Raw genomic sequence first — 17,029 nt, 5'->3', positions numbered from 1 at the left:
TCCGTTCCGGTGCAGCTCACCTCGGCCGTCAAGCGGCCTGCAACCTTACGCCCCCGGACCCGTCGGTTCCATCGGGTTACCCGGCCGGCCACCCGTCCGAGACGGCGTGTTGCCGGATGGGCGGCGCTGGTGACGTCTGCCGGTAGGCACGCTGAGATGGCGTGTTGCTGGTCGTGCGGCCTGGCCGCTGGGTGCCTTGTTCGGCTCGTAGCGGCCGGTGGCGGAGCGGCAGGGCTGAGCCGGGGTCTGCCGTTTGTCCTGGTCCTGGTCCGGGGTCCCAGGGCGGCGTAGCCGTGGTCGGCGGCATCAGCAGCGCTGGTGGTAGAGGTTGCGGCGTGGTGTGCGCAGCGGGTCGAGCCACCGGGGCGGAAGGAACTCGGGCCGGCCGTCCGCCGCGATGCGGACCGTCCAGTCGCCGCGATGGACGAACCGGTGGTGGTAGCCGCAGAGCAGCACGGCATTGCCCAGCGCTGTCGCCCCACCGTCGGCCCAGTGCCGGACATGGTGACCGTCGCACCATCTCGGCGGCCGGTCGCAGCCAGGGAAGGCGCAACCGCCGTCGCGCAGCACCAGCGCACGCCTCAGCGGGCCGGTGAAGAGCCGGCGCTGGCGGCCGACGTCCAGGACCTGACTGTTGCCGCCCAGCACGGCCGGCAACAGGTTGGCGTCGCAGGCGAGACGGCGGACCGCACCCGGCGTGAGACGAACTCCGGTCTCCAACGTGCCGGCGCGTACGCCGTTGACCAGATCGTCGAGCGACACGGTCACCACGAGCTGAGGCCGGTCTCCGCCGCTGTCGGGCAGTTGACCCGTGCGCAGCGCCAATCGACAGATCTCGCCAAGCGCGTCGGCACGCCGCTGACCTGGGCTGCGATCATCGTGCTCACCGGCCGGGGCGCAGAGCGGGTCGATCGCCTCCCGGAGCAGGCTCGCGGTCTCGGTGTCGAGGTTTCCGCTGAGGCGTACCTGACCGTTCTGCTGCTCGGAGAGCGTGACGTGCCGGCGGGCCTCGGCCCGCTCGGTGGCCCGTTGGAGAGCCTTGAGCTCAGCCTGGTCGGCCAGATCCGGCGCGACGTCGTGAGGACCCGCTCTCCGAGCCGGCTCAGGACGGTCGGATCGAACCGGTCGGCCCAGGCGACCAGGAGTTGGGTGGCCTTGTCCGCCACCTCGGGGCCGGCCTCCACCGGGAGGGCGGCGATCGTCTCGGCCACCACTCGACCCTGCTCGACGGTGATGGCACCGCTGAGCAGCGCGTCACGCACCGCTGCTGGCGCGGCGTCGACGGTGGCGGCGAGCTGAACCAGGTGGCGCGCGGAGCGGCCGGAGAGCCGGAGCCGCTCCCGCAGCCAGACGGCGGTGGACGAGGCGCCCTGGGCGACCGCCAGACCGCGGGCGTCCAACTCGCGGACCAGCCCGAGCTGAACGGTGGACAGCCGCTGCGCCAACACCTGGGTCGCGTCGAGAGAGGCGAGCAGCTCATCGTCGGAGAGCCCCCAGAGCGCGGTCTCGGTGCAGTCGTCGACCGCACCTCCTGCCTGCGCCAACGCCCTCAACATGACGTCAGAATAGAACTGACGTACGACACTTCCAGGTCGTCGATCATCAATGGGACGGGCCGGGTTCGTGCCGGTCACGGCGTCGGCGGTGAAACGCCGACGGCCGGTCGAGCCTGACCGGCGGCGACCGGGCCGGATGCGGGCTTGCCCACTCCGGGCCGACCCGCCGAGCCGGATCCGAAGGCCGGGGATACGGTCGGGTCATGGTTGAGCGCATCGCACGCCCGCGGGTCGGGCACATCCAGTTCCTGAACTGCCTGCCGATCTACTGGGGTCTGATGCGCTCCGGTGCCCTGCTCGACGTCGACCTGCAGAAGGATTCGCCGGACCGGTTGAGCGCGGCACTGGTCGCCGGTGACCTCGACATCGGCCCGATCACACTGTTGGAGTACCTGAAGCACGCCGACGAGCTGCTCCTCCTGCCGGACCTGGCGGTGGGCAGTGACGGACCGGTGCTCTCGGTCAACATGGTCTCCACCCGACCCCTCGCCGAGCTGGACGGCGCCCGGGTGGCGCTCGGCTCGACCTCGCGGACCGGGGTGATGCTGGCCCAGTTGCTGCTCGCCGAGCGGTACAACGTGCGGCCCGAATACTTCCGCTGCCCACCGGACCTGACCCAGATGCTGCTCGAAGCCGACGCCGGGGTGCTGATCGGGGACGTGGCGCTGCGGGCGTACTACGAGGCGCCGCAGCGCGGTCTCATCGTCACCGACCTCGGGCAGGCGTGGCGGGAGTGGAGCGGCCTGCCGATGGTCTTCGCCGTCTGGGCGGTCCGCCGCGACTTCGCAGCCGCCCATCCCGGCCTAGTCAAGGAGGTGCACGAGGCGTTCCTACGCTCGCGGGACCTGTGCCTGGCCGAGCTGGACCAGGTCGCCGAGGCCGCGGCCCGCTGGGAGACGTTCGACGCGGCGACCCTGGCCACGTACTTCCGTACCCTGGACTTCTCGCTCGGTGACCGGCAGGTCGCCGGGCTGCGCGAGTGGGCCCGGCGAGCCGCCGCGATCGGCGAGGCCCCGGAGCTGCCGGACGGCGGCCCCGAGTTCTTCGCCGGCTGACCGGCGGGGCCGCCCCGCGGGCGCGGGGCGGCCGCTCAGGTGCCGGGGCGCAGAAGCGCCTCGGTGATCTTCTCGCAGTTCTTCATGCCGTAGTCGTAGCCCATGTTGATCGGGTACTTGACCATCACGCCCATCGTCCAGGTGTCGCCGATGGCCAGGCAGTTGATGTGCATCTCCTGCTCCTGGGTCCGGTCGATCCACCCGTTCTTGATGGCGATCTGCTTCTGCTCCGCGGCCGGGAAGGCCTTGCGGATGCCGAAGTCACCGGCGCCGCGGACCAGTTTCATCTCGTTGAGCAGCCACTTGGTCCACTTCGGCCCGGCGGCGGTGCCGGTGGCGATGCAGTTGCCCAGGCGGGCGGTGTCCCGGGGGGACAGCGCCGTCCGGGACCAGCCCTTGTCGGGGGCGACCTTGCTGTCGGTCAGCTTGCACATGGAGATCAGCCGCTTGATCGAGGCGTCCCGATCGACCTGGTTGTAGAACTGTTCGGCCCGGGTGTTGTCACTGTCCCGGATGATCCGGGTCGCGTCGGCGAGCTTCGCGTCGCTGGGCGTCTGGCCGGCGTCGGCCGAGCGGCGCAGGTAGTCGGCGACGATCCAGGATTTGATCATCGACGCGGTGGTGCTTGTCTCGTTCATGTTCTTGGAGCCGATGATCTGCCCGGTGCGGCGGTCCAACACGCTCCAGGCGTACCAGCCCTCGATGTCCAGCTTGAGGTCCTTGGCGACGAACGGCAGCGGCTCCAGCTCCGGGCTGGGGCTCGGTGACGGCGAGGACGGCTGGCGGGCACTCCGGTTGGTGCCTGCGCCGGTGGGGCGGTCGCTCGTGCTGGAGCCGGCGTCGCCCCACCTGGCGGCGGCCGCCGACTCGAACGGTGACCCGGGCAGCAGCCGCAGCGACACCAGCACCAACCCGATCAGGATGACGGCGACGGCGATGAGTCGCAGCGGGGACGTCTCACCGCCGCCGCGCCGGTCGGCCCGCCGATTTCCGGCCATCAGAGCTTCCCGGCGGGCTGCTGCGGCACCTTGAGCGCGGCCCCGGGCTGCGGGGTGACCAACTGGGTGGCGACACTGGCGCAGACCTTCGCGCCGTAGTCGAGACTGTTCTTGATCGAATAGCGCAGCATCACCGCGAGACTCCACTTGCCGGTGACGGCGAGGCAGTTGACGTGCCAGTTGGCGTCATAGTTGATCCGCGTCCATCCGTTCTTGATGCTGACCGGGCCCTGCGCCGTGATCGATTTCGGCAGGCCGTCGATGATCCCCCAGTGCCCACCCCCGGACTTGGCCTTCTGGTCCTTGTCCGCGGTGGTGCCGCGTACCTGGCTCATCTCGCTGAGCACCCACTTGGTCCACTTCTGGCCGGCGGCCTTGCCGTCGGCGATGCAGTCGCCCATCCGGACCGCGTCGCGGGGGGACATCCGGGTGAAGCTCCACCAGCCCTCGTACTTCGGCACGTTGCCGCGCTTGGTGTCGGTCAGGCCACAGATGCTGATCGCGCGCTTGAGTACGGGCCCCGGCTGGCCACCGGCCGGGACGGCGTACGAACCGCCGGCGGCCCGGTAGACCAGGTTGGCGGCGTCATCGTTGCTCTCCCGAATGGCGAGGCTGGCCGCCTTCTTCAGCGCCGCGGGCGGTTCCCTGTCGCCGAGTTGACGCAGGTAGTCGGAGACGATCCAGGCCTTGAGCATCGACTCGGTGGAGCTGGTCGCGGCCATGTTCGGCGACCCGGAGATCTTGCCGGTCTGCCGATCCAGCAGCGCCCAGGAGAAGAAGTCGCCCTGGAAGTTCACCGACACCGGACCGGCCGCCAGCGTGGGCGGCGGCGGTGGCGTGGGTGCGGGCGCGGCGACGGTCGCGTCGCCGCCGCCACCACCACCGCCTCCGCTGCCGTCGGAGAGTCGGGCGTACGCGGCGGGGACCAGGAGGACGCCGCCGAGCAGGACCGCCGTGATGGCGAGCACCAGGGTCACGCGGGATCGCATGAGTGGGTGAACTCCAGGTGTCAGGGCCGGGGGGACCGGCTTGTTGTCCGGACGGGTCGGCCGAATCGCCGAGGCCGGGGGAGGTGACCTCTGTCTGGCGGCGATCTTCTGAAGCCGATCGGTGTGACGGCGGAAAGTCTACGTCTGCTTGGGAGACCCGCCAGGGTCCGACACTAGGCAACCTGCGATAAAGGCGGGATATGGAGACGGTATGCGGTCCTTGTGGCGATTCACCTTCGTTTCGTGGGCCAGATCACCGTGAAGGTGGAGCGCCCGGGTAGCGCAAAGCGCTCATTCCGTTACGGATCGGATCCTCGGATTCCTGTTACACGCTCTGGTTTCTTGGGTCGCAAGCTGTAACACTTGTCCCATGTATGGCAACGACTTCCCGACCCCGACCGACGCGTCGGACGCCGCGGCGGGCGACGCGCCCGCTGCCGGCCTGCTGGGCGAGGTCGAGGCCGCCGAGGCAGAGCTACGCGCGGCGGCGGCGCGCGGCCGGCGTGGCGGACCCGCGCCCGACGAGGACCTCGCGGCGTACTTCACCGAGGTGGTCGACGCCGAGCAGAAGATCGAGCCACGCGACTGGATGCCCGACGCGTACCGCCGGACGCTGATCCGGCAGATCGCCCAGCACGCCCACTCCGAGATCATCGGCATGCAGCCGGAGGGCAACTGGATCAGTCGGGCGCCGTCGCTCAAGCGCAAGGCGATCCTGCTGGCCAAGGTGCAGGACGAGGCGGGTCACGGCCTCTACCTCTACGCTGCCGCCGAGACCCTCGGCATCAGCCGTGACGAGCTGGTCCGGCTGCTGCTCGACGGCCGGCAGAAGTACAGCTCGATCTTCAACTACCCCACCCTGAGCTGGGCCGACGTCGGCGCGATCGGTTGGCTGGTGGATGGCGCGGCGATCGTCAACCAGGTGCCGCTGTGCCGCTGCTCGTACGGCCCGTACGCCCGCGCGATGATCCGGGTCTGCAAGGAGGAGTCGTTCCACCAGCGGCAGGGTTACGAGATCCTGCACACCCTGACGCACGGCACCCCGGCGCAGCAGGCGATGGCCCAGGACGCGGTGGACCGCTGGTGGTACCCGTCGCTTGCGATGTTCGGCCCGCCGGACGGCGACTCCACGCACTCCGCCCAGTCGATGTCCTGGAAGATCAAGCGTTTCTCGAACGACGATCTGCGGCAGCGTTTCGTCGACATGTGCGTCCAGCAGGCCGAGATCCTCGGCGTGCGCATCCCCGATCCGGACCTGCGCTGGAACGAGGAGCGGCAGGCGTACGACTACACCCAGCCGGACTACGACGAGCTGCTGCGGGTGATCTCCGGCGACGGGCCGTGCAACCGGGAACGGATGGCCCACCGTCGGGCGGCGCACACCGGGGGCGCCTGGGTCCGCGAGGCCGCCGCGGCGTACGCCGCGAAGCGGGCGCGACAGAAGGAGAAGGTGGCCGCGTGACTACCGAACACTCGCCGCTCTGGGAGGTCTTCGTGCGGGCGCGACGCGGCCTGTCACACACCCACGTCGGCAGCCTGCACGCCCCCGACGCGGAGCTGGCCCTGCGCAACGCCCGGGACCTGTACACCCGCCGCCAGGAGGGTGTGTCGATCTGGGTGGTGCCGGCCGGCGCGATCACCGCGTCCAGCCCGGACGAGAAGGACTCCTTCTTCGACCCGGCCGCCGACAAGGTCTACCGCCACCCCACCTTCTACGAGGTGCCGGACGGGGTGGCCCACCTGTGAACGGGCCTCACCACTTCGCCCTCGCCCTCGGCGACGACGCGCTGATCGCGGCGCAACGACTGGCCGAGTGGACGACCCGCGCGCCGGAGATGGAAGAGGACATCGCGCTTGCGAACATCGCCCTCGACCAGCTCGGCGCGGCCCGGCTGCTGCTGTCCTACGCGGGCGAGTTGGAGGGCGCGGGCCGGGACGAGGACGCGTTGGCGTTCCTGCGTGACGACCGCGAGTTCCGCAACGCGCTACTGGTCGAGCTGCCCAACGGCGACTTCGCGGTGACCATGGCGAAGTTGTTCTTCCTGGCGGCCTACCAGCTACCGCTGTACGCGGCGCTTGCCGGTTGCGCCGACGAGCGGTTGGCCGCGATCGGTGCGAAGGCGCGCAAGGAGTCGGCGTACCACCTGGACCATGGCGCACTGTGGGTGAAGCGGCTCGGCGACGGCACCGACGAGTCGCACCGTCGCATGCAGGCGGCCGTCGACCAGGTGTGGCCGTACACCCACGAGTTGTTCGCCGCGGACCCGGCGGCGCCGGTCGACCCGGCCACCCTGCGGCCGGCGTTCGACGAGACCGTCGGCGCGGTGCTGGCCGAGGCGACGCTCATCCGACCGGGAAGCGGCTGGGCCCCGGCCGGCGGGCGGGACGGCGTGCACACCGAGCACCTGGCCTACCTGCTCGCCGAGATGCAGGTGCTGCACCGCGCCCATCCCGGAGCGACCTGGTGAGCGCGCCGAGCGCGAGCCCGGCGGTCGCGAACCGCGGCACGGTGAACGCGCGGGAGGCCGCCGCAGGCGTCGTGGACCCGGAGATCCGGGTGATCACCATTGCCGAGCTTGGCATCCTGCGGGCGGTCGAGGAGGACCCGACAAGCGGTCGGGTCACCGTCACCATCACCCCGACCTACACCGGTTGCCCGGCGATGGACGTGATCCGCACCGACATCCGCCGCGCGCTGGCGGTCGCCGGCCACCCCGACGCCGAGGTCCGCACCGTCTACAGCCCACCGTGGAGCACCGACTGGATCTCCGACGCCGGGCGGGCCAAGCTCGCCGCCGCCGGGATCGCCCCGCCGGCCCCGGTGTCCGCCGCCGGCGTCGTCCCGTTGACCCTCGCGGTCCGCTGCCCGCAGTGCGGCTCACCGGAGACCGAGCAGGTCAGCCGGTTCGGCTCCACCGCGTGCAAGGCTCTGTGGCGGTGCCGTTCCTGCTCCGAACCCTTCGACCACCTGAAGGCGCTGTGACTGTCACCATCACCCGCCCGGTCCGCCGCCGGCCGGTCTTCCACCCGCTGTCGGTCGCGGCCGTCGACCGGCTCACCGACGATGCGGTTGCGGTGACCTTCGCCGTACCCGAGGATCTGCGGGAGACCTTCGCGTTCCGCGCGGGCCAGCACCTCACCGTGCGTCGCGTGGCCGAGGACGGCACGGACGTGCGCCGGTCGTACTCGATCTGCTCCACCCCCGACGACCTGGCCCGGCACGGCCGGTTGCGGATCGGGGTGCGGGAGATCCCCGGCGGCGCGTTCTCGGCGTTCGCGTGCGGGGCGTTGCGTGGTGGCGACACGGTCGAGGTGCTGCCGCCGTTGGGCACCTTCACCACGGCGTTCGCGCCGGACCGGGCCCGGCACTACGGCGCTGTCGTCGCCGGCTCCGGCATCACCCCGGTGCTCGCGCTCGTCGCGACGGCGCTGGCCGTCGAGCCGGCCAGCACCTTCACCCTGGTGTACGGCAACCGCACGGCCAACACTGTGATGTTCGCCGAGGAGCTGGCCGATCTGAAGGACCGCCATCCCACCCGGCTGCACCTGGTGCACGTGCTCTCCCGCGAGCAGGGCGAGTCGGCGCTGCTCTCCGGGCGGATCGACGCCGAGCGGCTGGGCCGGTTGCTGGGCACCATCGTGCCGGGCGACGTGATCGAGGAATGGTTCCTCTGCGGCCCGTACGCCATGGTGGTCGACGTCCGGGACGTGCTCACCGCACGTGGCCTGCCCGAGTCGGCGGTGCACACCGAGCTGTTCCACGTCGACGCGCCGCCGGAGCCGGTGCGCCGCCCGGTGGACCAGGCGGGCGCCGGGGCGGAGGTCACCATCGTGCTTGACGGCCGGTCGTCGAGCTTCACGATGGGTCGCGAGGAGCGGGTGCTGGACGCCGCGCTGAAGGTGCGCGGCGAGTTGCCGTACGCCTGCAAGGGCGGTGTCTGCTCGACCTGCAAGGCGAAGGTCGTCGACGGGTCGGTCACGATGGTTCGCAACTACGCCCTGGAGCCGGACGAGTTGGCCGCCGGCTACGTCCTCACCTGCCAGTCCAGCCCGACCACCGACCGGCTCACCGTCGACTACGACGCCTGACCCGCATCGCGCGCGGCGACGGGGCGGCATGTCGCCGGCCGGCTCCCTAGGGTCAGGCCATGACCGAACATGTCGGCTTCGCCGACCGCTTCCGGGCGGCGGTGGCCGCGACGGGTGCGCGACCCCGGCTGCCCGGGGAGTTGCTGGGGCAGTGGGCCCAGTTCGTGGAGTTCTGCGAAGAGGGCTACGACGACAACCTCGACGAGTACAACAACGACCTGACCGTCCGGGACCTCATCGAGCGGGTGCTGAACGGGCCCGCGCTCGCGGGCATCCCGGAGCTGGGCTGGATGTGGGCGGAGGTCACGGAGGCGGACGAGCGGTTCCGGGCCCTGCTGGGATCCGAGCCGCTTCCCTTCGAGGTGCCCCGGCCGTGGTGGCGGGCCCGGCTTCCCCGGTACGCCGGCGCGGAGATGGTGGCCGACGCCCGCAGGCGATATGGCGTGCGGGTCGAGCTGTCGGACGAGTGATCAGGGAGTGACCTGAGCTACTGCCGCCGGGCCGGGCGTCTCGTCTGGGCCTCGGCCGCACTGCCCGGCGCGGCCCACGACCTGAACGCCGTCCCCGCCGCGCTGCGCTGCCAAGGCGTCTGACCAGCTCCCGAGCGGTTCGGAGCACATCACCGCAGTCCTTTCGGGCGTCAAAGCGACGCGGGGCGGGGCGAGCTGAGATCGACCTCGACGGCCAATCCGCGGAGCAGGTGCGGCGACAACACCGCTCGCCCTCGGACCTCGGCCCTGAACACTTTCCCTCCTGATCGGCAATGACAGGTTGAAGCGCGGACTTTGCCGAGGAGGGCCATGGCTTCGGATGCGGATTTGATAGGCCGGTCGCTGGATGGCGATGTCGACGCCTTCGTGGAGGTGGTCGAGCGTCATGAGGCCGCCGTCGGTGCGTACCTCGTTCGTCGGGCGGGGCGGGATGCGGCTGAGGACCTCCTGGGCGAGGTTTGGGTTGCGGCGTTCGAGTCGCGGCGGTTGTACGACCGGTCGTACAACGATGCGCGGCCGTGGCTGTACGGGGTGGCATTGAATCGCCTGCGGCGCTACTGGCGGTCCCGGCCGGCCGAGGACCTGGTCGCGGACGTGCCGGACGTGGCTACTGGATCGGATCCGTGGTCGGCGGTGGACCTCGGCGTGGACGCCCGGGCGGTGCTCCGGTCGGCCCTGACGCGGCTCAAACCCGAAGAGCGGGAGGTCCTGAGGCTCGTCGCCTGGGAGGACCTGACCGCAGCCGACGCCGCGCGGGCACTCGGCATACCGGCCGGCACCGCGCGGCGGCTGCTGAGCCAGGCCAGGACGGCATTGCGCGACGCGCCGGGGGTGTCCGCGCTTCTGAAGGACCGCAACAGCACGAAGGAGAGACACCGATGACCGACGAGCTCGATCTGGTCGGTGCGTTGGGCAGCGCAGAACCACTGCGCCCGGAGGCGTATCAGCGGGCGCGGGCGGTGCTGCGGGCGGCTATGGCCGACCCCGGAACCGTGCGGCTGCTGGGCGCGACGTCAGCGGAGGACACGACTATGGAGGCGACTTCAACCATGGAAACGACGACAACCACGCGGGACCACGAATCCAGCCCGGCGATTCAGCGCCGCCGCCGGATCGGTATCGCGGGCCGATTGGGCATCGGCGCCGGGGTGGGGGTTGCCGCCGCGGCGGCAGTCGTCGCTATGATGATCAACTCGCCGGCGACTGGAGGCACGCAGGCCGGCAAGGATTCGTCGGCCGCCGCCTCGGGCTCGACCACTGCCGACGGGCCCGTCGAGCGCGCGCCGCTGATGACCCTGGCCGGGTCCATCAAGACGGTCACCCCGCCGGCGGGCGACGCGTGGCTGGTGAAGGCGACGCAGGTTCACGGCACCAAGACCATGCAGGTCGTCTACACGCTGTACACCGACGGTCACGCGATCTATACGGGCAACAGCGTGCAGGACATCAAGCGTGCGATCGCCCGTCACCAGGACCAGATGACGGACGGCGGCTACGCTCCGCTCCTCGAGGCAGCCGTCGCCGCGGCGGACAGCAGCCCGGCCGACGGCCGGACCCAGATGCTCAAGGCAGCCAAGGAGCCGCTGGTGGGCCTCGATCCCGCAGCGCAGAAGGCGGTGTGGGACAAGCAGCAGGCGGCCGCCCAGGTGATTATCAAGCAGAAGGGCGGCAACGCCGAGCCGAAGCCGTACAGCCCCCAGGCCGTTCAGCAGCACTTCGACAACGCCCTGTGGACGTACAGCACCCAAGCGCTGTCCGCTGGCGACGGCAACACGCAGGTCCGGGCCGGTGTGCTGCGTCTGCTGTCCACCATCTCCGCGGTCAGCGTCAAGAACTCGACCACCCACGGCAAGGCCACGCTGACGATCACCGCCGGCCCCGAGATGTTCGGCGGCGAGGGCAGCGAGGTGCTGACCATCGACGCCGAGACCGGCATGCTGGTCAAGGACGTCTCCATCGTGCCGGGCACCCCCCAGGCCTCCACGACGTACGAATCCTCCCGCGTGACGAAGGCCGACCTGTAGGCCGGGAACTCCCACCCGCCAGCATTCCGGCAGACGACGTAACGCGCCCGGCGTTCGGTAACGGTGCGGGCCGCCTCCAGGCGGCCCGCACCGTCTTTTTGGTTGTTCGCACGGCCGAGGGTTGTGTGTACCAGCCCGATCAAGGATGTGCGGAGCGAATCACAGCCCTGAGCACCCCTCAGGGACAAGGCCGGCGGTCGGCGTACGCTCGGGGGCGTGACGGTGAGCCGGGAGATCGACGACATCCTGCAGCGTGGCGCGGACGGCGGGCGGATCACGCCCGAGGAGGCCCTGCTGCTCTACACCGAGGCGCCCTTCCACGCGTTGGGCGAGGCGGCGGACGCGGTGCGTCGGCGGCGCTACCCGGACAACGTCGTCACGTACCTGATCGATCGCAACATCAACTACACGAACGTCTGCGTGACGGCGTGCAAGTTCTGCGCGTTCTACCGTGCGCCGAAGCACCAGGAAGGGTGGAGCCACCCGACCGAGGAGATCCTGCGCCGGTGCGGCGAGGCGGTCGAGCTGGGCGCCACCCAGGTGATGCTCCAGGGCGGGCACCACCCGGACTACGGCGTGGAGTACTACGAGGAGCTGTTCTCTTCGGTCAAGCAGGCGTACCCGCAGTTGGTCATCCACTCGATCGGCCCCAGCGAGATCCTGCACATGGCGAAGGTCTCCGGGGTGAGCCTGGACGAGGCCATCGCCCGGATCAAGACCGCCGGTCTGGACTCGATCGCGGGCGCCGGCGCGGAGATGCTGCCGGAGCGTCCGCGTAAGGCGATCGCGCCACTGAAGGAATCGGGCGAGCGCTGGCTGGAGGTCATGGAGCTGGCGCACCGGCAGGGCGTCGAGTCGACCGCCACCATGATGATGGGCACCGGCGAGACGCACGCCGAGCGGATCGAGCACCTGCGCATGATCCGGGACGTGCAGGACCGCACCCGCGGGTTCCGGTCCTTCATCCCGTGGACGTACCAGCCGGAGAACAACCACCTCAAGGGCCGCACCCAGGCCACCACCCTGGAATACCTGCGCCTCGTCGCGGTGGCCCGGCTGTTCTTCGAGACCGTGCCGCACCTGCAGGCGTCCTGGCTGACGACCGGTAAGGACGTCGGGCAACTCTCCCTGCACATGGGTGTGGACGACCTCGGCTCGATCATGCTGGAGGAGAACGTGATCTCCTCCGCCGGTGCGCGGCACCGCTCCAACCTGCACGAGCTGATCGGCATGATCCGCTCGGCGGACCGGATCCCCGCGCAGCGCGACACCCTCTACAACCGGCTCGCCGTGCACCACACGCCGGCCGACGACCCGACCGACGATCGGGTGGTCTCGCACTTCTCCTCGATCGCCCTGCCCGGCGGTGGCGCGGGCCGATCCCTGCCACTCGTCGACGTCAACTGACGCGGCTCGACGCCCGGCCGTTCGGCTGACCCGAGACTCATGCTCCCGCCGGCTCACCCCGGCGGTACGGGTGGTCCCGGCCGCCGCAGCGTCAGGCTGTCCGCTGCGGGGTGGTGAAGGTGATCGTCGGCGGATAGCGTCCCGGCTCGTATCCGTCACCACCGTCGACCGCTGAATCAGCGTGATCGTGCTGGTGGCGGGTGGTTTGATGGTCGTTCGTGGGCTGTCCTCCATCGGCCCGTTGCGGGTCGTTCATATAACGCACGGCGGTACGGGCGGGATGGGTGACCATCCCGCCCGTACCGTCTGGGGACCTCGGTCCGGACGGATGAAAAGGGCCGCGCACGCTGGCGTGCGTGATCGACGTTCGATAACGTCCGCTCGTTCCGCTACCAATCTTTCTTCCTACCCCCCGGGGGACCGATGACGGCGTTCCACCGCTCGGCCCTGGCCCGCGCTGGTGTGGTGGCCCTGCTCGCGGCCGGTGGTCTGGCCACCGTGGCCGTCCCGGCGCAGGCCGCCGACCAGGCCGATCTGGCACTGGTGCCGCTCAGTTCGGAGTTGGCCGAGGGCGTCAAGGCGGCCAAGGCCAAGCCGTTCAAGTTCCTGGTCGACAACACCCGGAGCACGGTCGCCGCCAAGGGCGTCAGCTACACCGTGGACACCAGCAACCTGTTGAACAGCGCGATCGGGGTGGTCGTGCCCGACGGCTGCCAGGTGAAGGGTCGGACGTTCACCTGCCCGCTCGGCGACGTGCCGGCCGGCACCAGCGAGGACTTCGGCATCCCGCTCTTCTCCACTGGTGCGCGCGGCGAGGCCGGCACGCTCGTGGTCACCATCAGGTCGGCCACCGCCGACCCCAACCGCAAGGACAACACGGTCGAGCACGACATCACCGTCGGCGCGCCCGGCTACGACCTGACCAGCTGGGTGCAGGACGTCTACGCGAACGTCGTGGTGAACGGCGTCCAGGGCGATGACCCCGACCTGCGGCCGGTCCGGCGCGGCGAGACGGTGCCGCTGGACTGGGCGGTCTACAACGACGGCAGCAGCACGGCCACCGGCCTGTCCTACGTGCTCACGCTCCCGGCCGGCGTCACCTTCGCCACTCTGCCGGACGCCTGCACCTCGCAGAAGACCTTCGGTGGTGTCGCCCAGGCGCTCTGCCAGGACGACGGCGCGGTGATCAAGCCCGGTGAGTACTACACGGCGGACGTCAGGGTGACGGTCGGCGCGAACGTCACCGAGCCGGTGCTGCGGGTCGGTGAGCTTGTCGCGCACGGTCTCGACGGTGCGACGGGTCAGGCCGAGGAGCAGCCCGAGCCGGCGACCAGCGCCCAGCGCAAGGCCTTCACCGAGGTCGACGAGGGCGACAACCAGGCGGTCTTCGACGTCTTCGTCGACCTGACCGCGCAGCCGACCCCCACCCCGACCCCGACCGCGACGCCCACGCCCACGGCCACCCCGACGCCCACCGCCACGCCGACCCCGGGCGGGACGGCCACCCCGACGCCGAGCGGTACGCCCGGTCCTGGTGGTACGCCGACGCCGGGCACGAGCACGTCGCCGGCCGCCGGTGGCGGTGGTTCCGGTGGTGGTGGCCTGCCGGTGACGGGTGTGCAGGTCGGCCTGATCGGTGGCATCGGCGGCCTCATCCTGCTGGTGGGCGGCGCGCTGCTGGTGCTCTCCCGCCGGCGCAAGGTCGTCCTGGTCGCCCCGAGCGACGAGAAGCCGACCGACTGACAGCGGCGCTGGCAGTCGGCGTCCGGACGCCGGCACGACGCGAGGGCGGGGTGGGCGACCACCCCGCCCCTTTCGCGTACCGGGGGGTGCCGCACCACCCGACGGGCGTCGGTTGGCGGGCGGCTGGCAGAGTGGAGGGGTGAGCCGTTCCCCGCAGGGCCAGCGCGCCAGTCTGGACAAGCAGCCGCACGAGGTCGCCGCGATGTTCGACGGCGTGGCGGAGCGCTACGACCTGACCAACACGGTGATCTCCTTCGGCCAGGACCGGTCCTGGCGTCGGGCCACCCGGGCGGCACTCGGGCTGCGGCCGGGCGAGCGGGTGCTGGACGTGGGCGCGGGCACCGGTGTCTCGACCCGGGAGCTGGCGCAGTCCGGGGCGTACGCGGTGGGTGCCGACCTGTCCCTGGGCATGCTGTACGCCGGCAAGCGGGCCCGTCCCGAGGTGCCGCTGCTGGCCGGCGACGCGCTGCGGCTGCCGTTCGCCGACGCCAGTTTCGACGCGGTGACCATCTCCTTCGCGTTGCGCAACGTCAGCGACACCGACGCGGCCCTGCGGGAGTTGGCCCGGGTCACCCGTCCGGGTGGGCGGTTGGCGATCTGCGAGTTCAGCACCCCGGTCAACCCGGTCTTCCGGACGGTCTACCTGTCGTACCTGATGCGGTCGCTGCCGGTGGTCGCCCGAGCGGTGTCGAGCAACCCCGACGCGTACGTCTACCTCGCCGAGTCGGTGCGGGCCTGGCCGGCGCAGGCCGCGCTGGCCGGCCGGGTCGCCGCGGCCGGGTGGGGACGGGTGGCGTGGCGCAACCTGACCGGTGGTGTGGTGGCGCTGCACCGGGGGATCCGCGAGTAGTCGCCGCGACCGACGCGGACATTACTCAGGTTCCGCGAATATCGGTCTTTAGTCCACTTTGCCCCGTACGCTCGTTCGCATGACCGGAGCAGACCCGGCGGACCCGGTGGCCGCCACCGACGACGACGCGGCCGAACTCGTCGCGCAACTGCGTGCGTTGGCGGGAGCCGATCCGGTGGAGGTCCGGCAGGTGGTCGCCGAGGTGTTGGCGGCACTGGACCGGGCGGCGGGCGGTGCGCTCCGGGAGCATCTGCCGGAGGCCATCCGGGTCGATGCGGGTCTGGACGCCCCCAGCCCGGCCTGACACCCGACCGCTGTGGACGGTCGAGGGCTGTCACATCGGCGAGTTAGGTACCCCTGATCCTGCGCAGGTATGACGCCGGTCATACACTCGTCCCGTCTGGCTTGTGAAGCATTTCACGAGCGTGCGGGAGGAGGCGCGAATGACCCCGGTGGAACACGACGCCGACGTCATTGTCGTGGGCGCCGGTCCCGGTGGATCAGCTACTGCGTACCACCTGGCCCGGCACGGCGTACGGGTGCTGTTGTTGGAGAAGACCGAGTTCCCCCGGGAGAAGGTCTGCGGCGACGGGTTGACCCCACGCGCGGTGCGCCAGCTCATCCGGATGGGTGTGGACACCTCACCCGAGGCCGGCTGGCTGCACAACCGTGGCCTGCGGGTCATCGGCGGCGGGGTGCGTCTGGAGCTGGACTGGCCGGAGCTGGCGAGCTTCCCCAACTACGGCCTGGTGCGCACGAGACTGGACTTCGACGACCTGCTCGCCCAGCGGGCGGTGGCCGCCGGCGCGAAGCTGCGCACGAACGTCAACGTGCTCGGCCCGGTGCTCGACGGTGACGGCCGGGTCACCGGCGTCGAGGCGGAGGTCGGTCCGGGCAAGGAGCCGACCACGTTCCACGCCCCGCTCGTCGTCGCGGCGGACGGCGTCTCCGGCCGGTTCCCGCTCGCGCTCGGGCTGGCCAAGCGGGAGGACCGGCCGATCGGCGTGGCCGTCCGCCGCTACTACCGCTCGCCGGCCAAGCACGAGGACAACTACCTGGAGTCCTGGCTGGAGCTGCGCAGCAAGGACAGCGGCGACAACCTGCTGCCCGGGTACGGCTGGATCTTCGGCCTGGGCGACGGGCGGGTGAACGTCGGCCTCGGCGTGCTCAACTCGTCCTCCGCGTTCGGCAAGACCAACTACCGCCGGCTGCTCACCGACTGGCTCGCCAACACCCCGGAAGACTGGGGGATGACCGACGAGACCAACGCCGACGGCCCGATCCTCGGCGCCGCGCTGCCGATGGGCTTCAACCGGGTGCCCCACTACACCCGAGGGGTGCTGCTCGTCGGCGACTCGGGCGGCATGGTCAACCCGTTCAACGGCGAGGGCATCGCGTACGCCATGGAATCCGGCGAGCTGGCCGCGGAGGTCGTGGTCCAGGCCCTCGCCCGCCCGGCCGGGCCGGAGCGGGAGCGGGCGCTGCTGGCGTACCCGAACGAGCTGAAGGCGCGCCTCGGCGGTTACTACCGGTTGGGCGGCATCTTCGTGAAACTGATCGGCCGCCCGGAGATCATGCGGATCGCCACCAAACACGGCATGCCGCACCCGACGCTGATGCGTTTCGTGCTCAAGCTGTTGGCCAACCTGACCGACCCGCGTGGCGGGGACGCGATGGACCGGGTCATCAACGCGATGACGAAGGTCGCCCCGGCCGTATAAGTAGGACGGCATCGGTGCTGGTCACGGCCCCGACGCTGACAAAGATCGACCCCCGCCGACTGCCACTGCGAGGGACGTGAATAGTGTGATTTTCGTCAAGCACCGA

17 protein-coding genes and 1 pseudogene are annotated in these 17,029 nt (G+C 70.8%); 14 read left to right on the top strand and 4 right to left on the bottom strand.

All coding sequences use genetic code 11. The features are described from left to right. Nucleotides 1-306: 306 nt before the first annotated feature. Both AB0F61_RS08295 and AB0F61_RS08290 read right to left on the bottom strand, forming a co-directional pair. Nucleotides 307-1,062, bottom strand: coding sequence for a DUF222 domain-containing protein (locus AB0F61_RS08295; protein ID WP_357805928.1), 756 nt, complete (start codon nt 1,060-1,062; stop codon nt 307-309). A 77-nt stretch (nt 1,063-1,139) separates the two neighbouring features. After that, a pseudogene (locus tag AB0F61_RS08290) lies at nt 1,140-1,556 on the bottom strand (DUF222 domain-containing protein); the annotation flags it as partial. A 203-nt stretch (nt 1,557-1,759) separates the two neighbouring features. Here AB0F61_RS08290 and AB0F61_RS08285 point away from each other — a divergent pair. Next, the gene (locus tag AB0F61_RS08285) at nt 1,760-2,611 is read left to right on the top strand and encodes a menaquinone biosynthesis protein (RefSeq protein ID WP_357805161.1); all 852 of its coding nucleotides are present in this window, start codon (nt 1,760-1,762) and stop codon (nt 2,609-2,611) included. 35 nt (nt 2,612-2,646) lie between these two features. Here the strand turns inward: AB0F61_RS08285 and AB0F61_RS08280 are convergent, their stop codons facing one another. Beyond that, nucleotides 2,647-3,609, bottom strand: a complete 963-nt coding sequence (locus tag AB0F61_RS08280; RefSeq protein WP_357805159.1) for a hypothetical protein — start codon at nt 3,607-3,609, stop codon at nt 2,647-2,649. After that, nucleotides 3,609-4,598, bottom strand: a complete 990-nt coding sequence (locus AB0F61_RS08275; protein ID WP_357805157.1) for a hypothetical protein — start codon at nt 4,596-4,598, stop codon at nt 3,609-3,611. Before AB0F61_RS08275 ends, AB0F61_RS08280 begins: the two co-directional genes overlap by 1 nt. A 370-nt stretch (nt 4,599-4,968) precedes the next feature. Between AB0F61_RS08275 and paaA the strand changes: the two genes are divergently transcribed. The 13 genes from paaA to AB0F61_RS08210 all read left to right on the top strand — a co-directional run bounded on the left by paaA (nt 4,969) and on the right by AB0F61_RS08210 (nt 16,923). Beyond that, complete coding sequence (paaA, locus tag AB0F61_RS08270) at nt 4,969-6,060, top strand: 1,2-phenylacetyl-CoA epoxidase subunit PaaA (RefSeq protein WP_357805154.1); 1,092 nt, start codon at nt 4,969-4,971, stop codon at nt 6,058-6,060. After that, on the top strand, nt 6,057-6,344 hold the full coding sequence (gene paaB / locus AB0F61_RS08265; protein ID WP_357805152.1) for a 1,2-phenylacetyl-CoA epoxidase subunit PaaB: 288 nt from the start codon (nt 6,057-6,059) through the stop codon (nt 6,342-6,344). Before paaA ends, paaB begins: the two co-directional genes overlap by 4 nt. Then, complete coding sequence (gene paaC / locus AB0F61_RS08260) at nt 6,341-7,066, top strand: 1,2-phenylacetyl-CoA epoxidase subunit PaaC (protein ID WP_357805150.1); 726 nt, start codon at nt 6,341-6,343, stop codon at nt 7,064-7,066. The genes paaB and paaC overlap by 4 nt, the downstream gene beginning before the upstream one ends. A 41-nt stretch (nt 7,067-7,107) precedes the next feature. Beyond that, nucleotides 7,108-7,581: a 1,2-phenylacetyl-CoA epoxidase subunit PaaD gene (paaD, locus tag AB0F61_RS08255; RefSeq protein ID WP_357805907.1), complete on the top strand. Its 474-nt coding sequence runs from the start codon at nt 7,108-7,110 to the stop codon at nt 7,579-7,581. After that, nucleotides 7,578-8,687, top strand: coding sequence for a 1,2-phenylacetyl-CoA epoxidase subunit PaaE (paaE, locus tag AB0F61_RS08250; RefSeq protein ID WP_357805147.1), 1,110 nt, complete (start codon nt 7,578-7,580; stop codon nt 8,685-8,687). Before paaD ends, paaE begins: the two co-directional genes overlap by 4 nt. Nucleotides 8,688-8,746: 59 nt before the next feature. Continuing rightward, the gene (locus AB0F61_RS08245; protein WP_357805145.1) at nt 8,747-9,157 is read left to right on the top strand and encodes a hypothetical protein; all 411 of its coding nucleotides are present in this window, start codon (nt 8,747-8,749) and stop codon (nt 9,155-9,157) included. A gap of 330 nt (nt 9,158-9,487) precedes the next feature. Next, nucleotides 9,488-10,060 carry a sigma-70 family RNA polymerase sigma factor gene (locus AB0F61_RS08240; RefSeq protein ID WP_357805142.1) on the top strand — a complete coding sequence of 191 codons (573 nt, stop codon included), beginning with the start codon at nt 9,488-9,490 and terminating at the stop codon, nt 10,058-10,060. Continuing rightward, a complete protein-coding gene (locus AB0F61_RS08235; RefSeq protein ID WP_357805139.1) occupies nt 10,057-11,202 on the top strand; it encodes a hypothetical protein in 1,146 nt (381 codons plus the stop codon). The genes AB0F61_RS08240 and AB0F61_RS08235 overlap by 4 nt, the downstream gene beginning before the upstream one ends. Before the next feature lie 216 nt (nt 11,203-11,418). Beyond that, entirely contained in the window at nt 11,419-12,609 is a 1,191-nt protein-coding gene (mqnC, locus tag AB0F61_RS08230; protein ID WP_357805136.1) for a cyclic dehypoxanthinyl futalosine synthase, read from the top strand. Nucleotides 12,610-13,032: 423 nt separating this feature from the next. After that, nucleotides 13,033-14,352 carry an LPXTG cell wall anchor domain-containing protein gene (locus AB0F61_RS08225; protein ID WP_357805133.1) on the top strand — a complete coding sequence of 440 codons (1,320 nt, stop codon included), beginning with the start codon at nt 13,033-13,035 and terminating at the stop codon, nt 14,350-14,352. Between the two features lie 139 nt (nt 14,353-14,491). Then, nucleotides 14,492-15,202, top strand: a complete 711-nt coding sequence (locus AB0F61_RS08220) for a demethylmenaquinone methyltransferase (RefSeq protein ID WP_357805131.1) — start codon at nt 14,492-14,494, stop codon at nt 15,200-15,202. Between the two features lie 79 nt (nt 15,203-15,281). Beyond that, nucleotides 15,282-15,506, top strand: a complete 225-nt coding sequence (locus tag AB0F61_RS08215) for a hypothetical protein (protein WP_355027404.1) — start codon at nt 15,282-15,284, stop codon at nt 15,504-15,506. A gap of 139 nt (nt 15,507-15,645) precedes the next feature. Then, nucleotides 15,646-16,923, top strand: a complete 1,278-nt coding sequence (locus AB0F61_RS08210) for a geranylgeranyl reductase family protein (protein ID WP_357805127.1) — start codon at nt 15,646-15,648, stop codon at nt 16,921-16,923. The last annotated feature ends 106 nt before the right edge of the window (nt 16,924-17,029 follow it).

This window comes from Micromonospora sp. NPDC023888 (assembly GCF_040639415.1).
Taxonomy (GTDB): Bacteria; Actinomycetota; Actinomycetes; order Mycobacteriales; family Micromonosporaceae; genus Micromonospora.
The sequence above is the reverse complement of the archived record's forward strand: the minus strand, read 5'-3'. Positions and strand labels throughout refer to the sequence as shown.